Source organism: Lawsonibacter sp. (assembly GCF_022777125.1).
Classification (GTDB): Bacteria; Bacillota; Clostridia; order Oscillospirales; family Oscillospiraceae; genus Lawsonibacter_A; species Lawsonibacter_A hominis.
The window spans coordinates 1-6,631 of the sequence record NZ_JALFGV010000083.1; the positions used below are offsets into that span (position 1 = coordinate 1).

Below are 6,631 nucleotides of genomic sequence, written 5' to 3' on the forward strand. Positions count from 1 at the left end.
GGGCGGGGCGCTGGCAGTACTGGCAGTGGTCCTGCTGGTGCGCGCCCGTCTGCCGCTGCTGCCACGCCTGCTGTCCGCTGCGGCGTTGGTCCCGCTGTGTGCGTGGGTACTGCTGTCCATCCTGGTCCTGCCGCTGGGCGCAACGGCGCGCTATCTGGTAGACGATCCGGCGGGCGCGCCGCGGCAGTATGCCGAGGTTACCATAGTGGACCCCGGCGCAATGGGCCGGGTACGCTACCATGCGGTGGAGCAGTACGCCCTGGTGGAACTGGATCCGGTGGTTCGTCTCTCCTGGGTCACCGGGCGGGATTCCGCCCCTTCCGGGAGCGGGACCTACGGCTATCTGGTGCGGGACTATCTCAGCGGCACAGCGCCAGTTTTTCCGACCGGGTCAGGCGCTTGATGGCGGTCTCCCGGCGCAGCGCCGCGGACCGGTCGGCACAGGCTTCCCGATAGACCACCTCCACCGGACCATGGCTGCGGGTGTATTTGGCGCCCTTTCCCGCGTTGTGGAGGGCGCAGCGGCGCTCCACGTCGGTGGTGCTGCCGGTATAAAGAGAGCCGTCCCGGCAGCGCAGCATATAGACCCAATAAGACACGAACCGTTCCCCTCACCAGATGACCGCCGCATCCTCCCGAAGGGGGAGCGACTGGAAGATATGATTCACCGCCGCTTCATAGGCGGCCGGGTCGGCCGCCTTGCGCAGGGCCTTGGCCTGGCCCGCCCCGTCCTGAAACAGGCCCAGCAGATAGGACCAGAATTCCTTCATCCGCAGGGTGGCGTTGCGGCGGCTGCCGAAGGCCTGCGCATAACCCGCGTAGAGTTCGTCGTGGAAGGCGCGCAGCGCCCCGCGGTCTGCGCCCGGTCCGCCCCGGGCCTTGGAGAAAAGCGCCGGGTCGGCCACGGCCCCCCGGCCCGCCATCAGGGCCGTTACGCCGGGAAAGCGCCGGATCAGGGCGGCGCAGTCCGCTGCCGTGACCAGGTCCCCATTGTAGCACACCGGGGCGCGGCAGCTTGCCAGTGCGGCGGCAAAGGCGTCCAGCCGTGGCTGATTCCGGTAAAAGTCCTTCTGCACCCTGGGGTGGATGATCAGCTCGCAGACGGGATAGCGGTTGAAAAGCTCCAGCAGAGGGAAAAATTCCTCCGGGTCCCTCAGGCCGAGCCGGGTTTTGATGGAGACGGGGATGCCGGCACGGGCATAGACGCCGTCCAGCAGGCGCTCTAATTCCTCCCTCCGCCCCAGAAGGCCCGAGCCCTTTCCCTTGGCCACCACCGTGCCGGAAGGACAGCCCAGATTCAGGTTGACCTCCCGATAACCCAGGTCTGCCAGCACTCCGGCGGCCCAGAGAAAATCATCCGCGCTGCGGGTGAGCAGCTGGGGTACGGCGTACAGGCCCCGATTGTGCTCAGGCAGGAAATCGGAGGCCTCCCGGCGGGTGAAGGCGTGTTCCTGCCGGGGCGAAAGAAAGGGCATGAAGTACCGGTCCACCCCGGAGAACCAGTGGCAGTGGGCCTGGCGAAAGAGCCAGCCGGTCACCCCCTCCATGGGGGCGAAGTAGTAACGCATGTCGATCAGGTCCCTTTCCGCAGGATACGTACGGCTCTGGCCATGGGCACGCCGGAGTCGGGTCAGGCCCGGTAGTCTTTACTGATGAGCAGATGGACGTAATACTGGCGCAGGGAGGCGTAATGCCGGCGGACCGCCTGCTCGGCGGCGGCGGCGTCCCCGGCGGCGAGCTGCTCACAGATCGCCTTGTGCTCCTGACAGGAACGCTCCGAGAGGGTCATGTCGTGGAGGGAACGGGCGATAAAGCGCAGCTGCTGGTTGTGAAGCTGCTCATAGATGCCCTGCAAACGGTGGTTGCCGGCCTTTGCCACAATAAATTCATGGAAGCGCTGGTCCCATACGGAGGTCTCATAGGGATCGCCGCTGTCGATGGCCTGCCGGTTGCGCTGGATGATCCGGCCCAACGTCTCCAGAGCGAATGCGTCGGGGCGTTCGGCCCACAGACGAACGGCATAGAGCTGGCACAGCTCGATCAGGTCATAGACCTCCAGGATATCCTCCAGAGAGAAATCCGCCACGACCGCACCCTTGCCGGGCTGGTAGGAGAGAAACCCCTCAAAGGTGAGCTGCTGAAGGGCGTTTCGGATGGGGGAACGGCTGACCCCATAGATATCGCACAGTTTGCGTTCCACCATGACGGTGCCGGCGGGAAATTCATCGCGCAGGATGGCGTCCCGGATGAGCTTGTAGACTTGCTGCTGCTTGCTCTCCGGGGCCTGGACCAGCGCGTTGGTATCATGCTGAGTTGGCATTGGCTTGGCGCTCCTTTCCTGCTCCATCCGCAAAACCGGTTGGAATACCACAGGTATTCTGCCTTTGTACCATATTATACCGAAGATGCCGCCGCCTGTAAAGGTGAAAATCAGGCGCCCACAGCGTGTGATTGACCTGAGGGCCTGAATGGGGTACAATAAAGGCGGTGTCGGACGTAATGCGGAGAGGAGGCGGCAGATTTGTTTGGCAGAATATTCAACCCGGAGAACGCCTTTTTCCGGACCGCGGACAAGCTGGCGGACCTGGTGATGCTGAGTTTGATGTGGGCGCTGTGCAGCATTCCGCTGGTTACCCTTGGCCCGGCGACGGCGGCGTTGTACGACGCGGCGGTCAAGATCTTGCGCCGCGGGGAGGCAGGGAACATTTACCAGCGCTTCTTCCATTCCTTTCGGCTCAATTTCAAGGTGGGCGCGCTTACTTCGCTTGCAGTGCTGGCGGCGGCGGTTCTGCTGTACGGCCTGGGAAATTTCCTTTACCGGCTGGCGCTGACGGGGAAGGCGGGCGTGGTCCTTTACTATGCCTATCTGCTTTTGCTGCTTCTGCCCATCGGGATGATCAGCTATCTCTTCCCCGTGCTCTCACGGTTCACCTTCGGCGCGGGAGGACTGATCGGCACCTGCTGGAAACTGGCGCTGAACCATCTTCCTTCCACGCTGCTGCTGGGGCTGCTGACGGCGGCGGCCGCGTGGGCGTGTCTCTCCTTCTGGATCCCGGTGCTGGTTCTGCCGGCCGTGGCCGCGCTGCTGGCCTCTTTGCCGTTGGAGCGTATCTTCAGACCCTATCTGGAGCTCCCCGGCGGCGGGGAGACGGAGGAATAGACGGCGGCGGAAGGCCGCGGCCCGATGAAAGCCTGATCTGAAAAAGGATGGAGAATTGCCGTTTTGAGCAATTCTCCATCCTTTTTGGTTGGCGTTTTATTGATCAGATGAGATAAGCTGGCTTCCAGAACAGGGCCGTTATGGAATGGGCTTGGGGTTCGCCTGCGGTTGGACATAATCCAGATAGGCCTGACGGATGGATTTCAGATCCCGCTGGCGGATCAATACGCTCTCGCCGGTAGTCAAATGAAATTGGCGGTCGGCCTGGGCGATAAAGTCCATGTTGACCAGATAGCTCTGATGACAGCGGAGAAAACGGCTGTCGCTGAGTTCCGCCTCGATTTTTCCCAGCTTTTTATAGACGACGTAACAACTGCCGTCGCTGCGGTGGAGGATGCATTTGGAGTTGGAGCTCTCTATGAACGTGATCTCGGTATACGGTACACGGACGATTCGCATCCGCTGCTGTACCTGGTACGTGCAGATATCAAAATCCTGAAGGACGCGGTCCATACACCGGCACAGCTTATCGAAGCTGTGGGGCTTGAGCAGGTATCCGGCGGCCGCCACGTCAGAGCTGTCCACCGCGAAATCAGCCGAGGCGGTCAGAAAAATGATCGCGCCGTCAAAACCAAGGGCGCGAAGCTTGTGCGCCGCGTCGATGCCGAGCAGGCCGTTCATATAGATATCCAGAAAGATGATATCAAACCAGCAGCCATCCTCTACGTCGCACACCAGATTGATGCCGCTGTTATATTGGGCCAATTTGTATTGAAATGGTTTTTGTGCGAAATAGATGTGTAGCAGTTCAACAATCAATTCACGGTCAAAGGCACTGTCGTCACAGACCGCGATGTGCATGAAAACACCTCCCGATTTGATGAAAGGGCAGGAATTGAACCACCAAAGCAAAACACACGATATTCCATATAATAGAAAATATGGTGTGCTTTTTCAACAAGATATTGTTGCTGCCGCAGGCCGAACTATGACAAATTCATCGACCAACGCCCTGTTTTCACCAAAAGCGTACAACCAGTGCCTGTTGTGCTAAGATAGGGACCAGAACAAAAGAAACCACAGAGAGGAGAAGCCATCATGGTTGCTTATCAGGCGGTTCAGGAGGAGTTCCATGATCACGACTTAGGCGTATATACTGCTTTTGGTGTGTGTGCCTATCAAATCGTAGAACAGCAGCAGGAACAGGTTGCATACATTCCGGACGTGTTTTTAAGCACAGAGACTGCCCAGCACTTCGTAGAGATTTGCAACCGGCTGCAGCTGGAAATCATCCACTTGCGCGAGGTGATTGAAGACGCGATTTTATAAAGGACCGGAAAAATCAGGGCGAACCACAGAAACGGTACTCCGAAACGGGATGGTTCCGTGCCGGAGTCCGTTCTCATTTTGTCACATTTCATATTATATCGCGTATTACGGCAGGACGCAATAAAAATTGCGTTATTTTCCAGCCGCTTTGCTGCCAAAACGTTTGCAATGCCAAAGCGCAGCAAAGTGGAGCGTTCCGACTGCGGGGGAGGCCGTCGGGTGCAGCGGATCAAATCCCGCAGACGCTGTGCGGAAAAGGATGGGTTTAAAAATCAGAAAAAAATGGTTGCAGCTGCAACCGTTTTTTTCTGATTTTGTGCTATACTATAAACAATCTTGTCCCATGGAAGGAGCGGAATCCATGCAGCAATTCAAACATCTTCCCATCAACCATACAGAACAGCTCTCCGGTATGGTCACATTCCAGCCGAACCGTGTGGTGAGCATGGCGCTTTCCCGGAATGAGCATTGCCAAATGACGCTGCTCGCCTTCGCTGATAAGGAGGGCGTCAGCGAGGAGAGCTATCCGGGAGACACCTTCTACTATGTTTTGGAGGGGGAGATGCCGTTACGGGTTAACGGCGCTTGCCACCTGCTCGGGGCCGGCGACTGTATGGCGGTGCCGGCGGGCACGCTGCACGCGGTGGGAGGCGGGCCCGCATTCAAGCTGCTGCAGATTACCGTGCAATAATCAAAAAAGTTGGAGGAAAACAGATGGAACAGCTCATCAAGAATTTGGACCGTGCGCAGCCTCTGCCGCTGAAAGAGCAGGTGGCTTACGAGAAGGGCAAGGTCGTCAGCCTCACCCTGACCCAGCGTCCCGGCGTGGGAATGACGTTGTTTGCCTTTGATGCGGGAGAAGGCATCAGCACCCATGCTGCGCCCGGCGACGCCATGGTTTATGTTTTAGACGGCGAGGCGCAGATCACGATCGGCGGCGCGGCGCATACGGTCCCGGCGGGCAGCGCCATTATCATGCCGGCCGGGATCCCGCATGCGGTGCAGGCGCGTACCCCATTCAAAATGCTGCTCACGGTTGTCAAAGCGAACTGAACAGAGCGGATCAACACGGAGACGGACTGTGCCCGGAGATACCTGGAGCACAGCTCGTTTCGTTTGAAACGCCGGGCGCGGACCGAAAAGGCGAAGGCGCCGGCCTGCGCCCGGCGGTTTACTCGGCCCGGGCCTTCCAGCAAGGGGCTGCCGCCTTCTCACGGATCAGATAGGTAACAATGATATCGATGAATTCAATGGGTTTGGGCGGGTCGTTCAAGGGCCGGCAGGCCAGTTCCTCCAGATAGGCCCGGTTGGATTTCCAGGCCGCCTTGACGGCCGTGCGTATATCCCGTTCCACACGCTTCCAGTTCGTATTGAAATGACTGGCTACGTCAGGATAAAGGCACTTGGTCACCAGAAAAAAGTAATTTTCATTCTGCAGGGTGATCCGGATGCTGTAAGCCAGGTAGTCTCTGCCCAGGTATTTCCGCACGACGCCGAGCCTGGAGAGGATATCATAGATATCAGTCACAACAATAACTCCTTTTTTATGGTTCACTGCAACTATAATAAAACAAAATCTGGAAATATGCAAGGGAATTTTACCCGAAAAAAGGAAAAATGCAAAATAATTCCAAAAATATTGTATTATGGAAATGAACGTCGTGCAAACGGAGCCGGGCAAAGGTATTCGCATGGGCACAGGGCCAAGCCGGCCGCCTGGAGGTTCAAAGGGTTCTATGCCTGAGTCGCGTACAGAAGCTGTTTGCAGTCCGTTTGCGCAATTGCACGGCAGCTGCCGTGCGGAGCGACCGCACAGCGGCGATTAGCGCTTCGTTTCCCGGAATGCCCGTTATTCCCCGGCGGCGCCGGGAACGCGGGGGGATTCGATTTTTGGGGATTGCTGTGCGGGCAAGGCGGAACCGTTGCCGGAAACGCTCCCTGGCGCGGAAGCTTGGCGTCGGATTTGCCGATGCGGGGGCCCGGGGCGTGGAGCCGGCCTTCGACGGAGTGCATTTTTCCGGGGCGGGCCATCGGCTCTTTGCCCGGGCATGCTTCAGGCCCTGGCGGAATGCTTCCGCTCAGGGCCTGAGGCGTGAGGAGGGGAGAAACCGCCGCAGCCTTGGCGGCAAAAGCGAAGCTGAG

At 58.7% G+C, this 6,631-nt stretch carries 9 protein-coding genes and 1 pseudogene; 5 read left to right on the top strand and 5 right to left on the bottom strand.

Annotated elements, in window-relative coordinates:
• Positions 1-403 (top strand): hypothetical protein (locus MR825_RS07060; RefSeq protein ID WP_287879807.1); only part of this gene is annotated, 403 nt, incomplete at its 5' end.
• Here the strand turns inward: MR825_RS07060 and MR825_RS07065 are convergent.
• The 3 genes from MR825_RS07065 to MR825_RS07075 form a co-directional block, all read right to left on the bottom strand.
• Positions 360-599 carry a GIY-YIG nuclease family protein gene (locus MR825_RS07065; protein ID WP_353845872.1) on the bottom strand — a complete coding sequence of 80 codons (240 nt, stop codon included), beginning with the start codon at positions 597-599 and terminating at the stop codon, positions 360-362. The two genes, MR825_RS07060 and MR825_RS07065, sit on opposite strands and share 44 nt — an antisense overlap.
• 12 nt (positions 600-611) lie before the next feature.
• Positions 612-1,568 (bottom strand): tRNA dihydrouridine synthase, encoded by a 957-nt coding sequence (locus MR825_RS07070; RefSeq protein WP_287879810.1) that lies wholly within the window; start codon positions 1,566-1,568, stop codon positions 612-614.
• A gap of 62 nt (positions 1,569-1,630) precedes the next feature.
• A complete protein-coding gene (locus MR825_RS07075) occupies positions 1,631-2,320 on the bottom strand; it encodes a GntR family transcriptional regulator (RefSeq protein WP_287879813.1) in 690 nt (229 codons plus the stop codon).
• Between the two features lie 201 nt (positions 2,321-2,521).
• Here MR825_RS07075 and MR825_RS07080 point away from each other — a divergent pair, with 201 nt between their 5' ends.
• On the top strand, positions 2,522-3,160 hold the full coding sequence (locus MR825_RS07080) for a YesL family protein (protein WP_186907114.1): 639 nt from the start codon (positions 2,522-2,524) through the stop codon (positions 3,158-3,160).
• Between the two features lie 138 nt (positions 3,161-3,298).
• On the opposite strand, the gene MR825_RS07085 is transcribed toward MR825_RS07080, so the two are convergent.
• Positions 3,299-4,021 carry a LytR/AlgR family response regulator transcription factor gene (locus tag MR825_RS07085; protein ID WP_287879816.1) on the bottom strand — a complete coding sequence of 241 codons (723 nt, stop codon included), beginning with the start codon at positions 4,019-4,021 and terminating at the stop codon, positions 3,299-3,301.
• A gap of 228 nt (positions 4,022-4,249) precedes the next feature.
• On the opposite strand from MR825_RS07085, the pseudogene MR825_RS07090 reads away from it, so the two are divergent.
• The 3 genes and pseudogenes from MR825_RS07090 to MR825_RS07100 form a co-directional block, all read left to right on the top strand.
• A pseudogene (locus MR825_RS07090) lies at positions 4,250-4,489 on the top strand (DUF6514 family protein); the annotation flags it as partial.
• A gap of 361 nt (positions 4,490-4,850) precedes the next feature.
• Entirely contained in the window at positions 4,851-5,180 is a 330-nt protein-coding gene (locus tag MR825_RS07095) for a cupin domain-containing protein (RefSeq protein WP_186907118.1), read from the top strand.
• Between the two features lie 23 nt (positions 5,181-5,203).
• A complete protein-coding gene (locus MR825_RS07100) occupies positions 5,204-5,542 on the top strand; it encodes a cupin domain-containing protein (RefSeq protein WP_186907119.1) in 339 nt (112 codons plus the stop codon).
• A gap of 118 nt (positions 5,543-5,660) precedes the next feature.
• Here MR825_RS07100 and MR825_RS07105 read toward each other — a convergent pair whose 3' ends face one another.
• Positions 5,661-6,017, bottom strand: coding sequence for a sporulation initiation factor Spo0A C-terminal domain-containing protein (locus MR825_RS07105; protein ID WP_287879819.1), 357 nt, complete (start codon positions 6,015-6,017; stop codon positions 5,661-5,663).
• Positions 6,018-6,631 lie beyond the last annotated feature (614 nt).

What these genes read in the sequence shown, in the direction of transcription:
- MR825_RS07075 (WP_287879813.1), bottom strand. Translation starts at nt 2,320, where the DNA reads ATGCCAACTCAGCATGATACCAACGCGCTGGTCCAGGCCCCGGAGAGC.
- MR825_RS07095 (WP_186907118.1), top strand. Translation starts at nt 4,851, where the DNA reads ATGCAGCAATTCAAACATCTTCCCATCAACCATACAGAACAGCTCTCC.
- MR825_RS07100 (WP_186907119.1), top strand. Translation starts at nt 5,204, where the DNA reads ATGGAACAGCTCATCAAGAATTTGGACCGTGCGCAGCCTCTGCCGCTG.
- MR825_RS07070 (WP_287879810.1), bottom strand. Translation starts at nt 1,568, where the DNA reads ATGCGTTACTACTTCGCCCCCATGGAGGGGGTGACCGGCTGGCTCTTT.
- MR825_RS07085 (WP_287879816.1), bottom strand. Translation starts at nt 4,021, where the DNA reads ATGCACATCGCGGTCTGTGACGACAGTGCCTTTGACCGTGAATTGATT.